1 protein-coding gene is annotated in these 422 nt (G+C 66.1%); it reads right to left on the bottom strand.

Annotation, left to right across the window (positions count from 1 at the left end):
- The coding region (locus HK23_RS13900) for a 1-deoxy-D-xylulose-5-phosphate synthase N-terminal domain-containing protein (protein ID WP_306300693.1) at window positions 1-422 on the bottom strand (422 nt) is incomplete at both ends.

Raw genomic sequence — 422 nt, forward strand, 5'->3', positions numbered from 1 at the left:
GGGGCGATGGACATCTCGTTATCGTTGAGGATGACGATCAGCCGTTCAGCCCCGGGACCAGCCACGGCAGCGTTGTTCATGGCCTCATAGGCCATACCGGCGGAGATGGAGCCATCACCGATGACGGCGATGACGCTGCGCTCATGGTAGGACGGGTCTTCTTCCGCGCGCAGGTGGTGCGCCACGGCCATGCCCAGACCGGCAGAAATGGAGGTGGAGGAGTGGGCCGCCCCAAACGGGTCATACTCACTCTCGGACCGGCGGGTGAAGCCGGAGAGGCCGCCCGGCTGGCGCAGGGTGCGGATGCGGTCCCGGCGTCCGGTGAGGATCTTGTGCGGGTAGGCCTGATGGCCCACATCCCAGATCACCTTGTCGGCCGGGGTGTCGAACACCGCATGCAGGGCCACGGTCAGTTCCACCAC

Origin of the sequence: Acetobacter malorum (assembly GCF_002153605.1) — a bacterium.
Lineage (GTDB): Bacteria > Pseudomonadota > Alphaproteobacteria > Acetobacterales > Acetobacteraceae > Acetobacter > Acetobacter malorum_A.